The sequence below is a fragment of the Nonomuraea zeae genome (assembly GCF_005889725.1).
GTDB classification, from domain to species: domain Bacteria; phylum Actinomycetota; class Actinomycetes; order Streptosporangiales; family Streptosporangiaceae; genus Nonomuraea; species Nonomuraea zeae.
In genome coordinates this window covers 1-566 of record NZ_VCKX01000742.1, presented here as the reverse complement: position 1 = coordinate 566, position 566 = coordinate 1, and the positions used below count along the sequence as shown (strand labels likewise).

Here is a 566-nt window from a genome sequence, read left to right as displayed (position 1 = left end):
ACGTTGCAGGCACCACCCCCCACCTCGCAGGCACCCCCACCGGCGTCCGTCCAGCCGGCGACCACGACAGCGTCGCGACCCGTCCCGCGCATCGTCACCCTCGCCGACCGGCCCGACCTGGCCGACGCCCGACCCGCCAACCAGCAGCAAGGGCAGCAGGAGGACATGCCGGCCTTCCTCGGCCACGACACCGCCGGCCGCTGGGCCAAGGCCGCCGACCTGCAGCAGCACTTCCCGCAATTCACCTTCTACGCCCTCGACGCCGATGGCGTGGTGGTGGGCGGAGGCCAAGCGGCGCCGTTCGCGCTGCACGCCCCCGGCCGCGACGGACATCTGCCCGACGGCGGCTGGGACGAGATCCTGCTATGGGCCTACACCGACCTGCAGCAGGCAACGGCGCCCGACAGCCTCGGCGCGCTCGGCATCTGGGTCCAGCCGGATCGCCGCGGCACCGGCCTGTCCGACCGCCTGCTGGCCGCCATGAAGGCCGCGGCCCGCACCGCCGGCCTGACCCAGCTACTCGCCCCGGTGCGGCCCACCCGCAAACACCACCAACCCCACACCCC

The 566-nt window shown here is 74.4% G+C and carries 1 protein-coding gene; it reads left to right on the top strand.

Annotated elements, in window-relative coordinates; all coding sequences use genetic code 11:
- On the top strand, window positions 1–566 hold a 566-nt coding region (locus ETD85_RS64345), incomplete at both ends, for a GNAT family N-acetyltransferase (protein ID WP_338087278.1).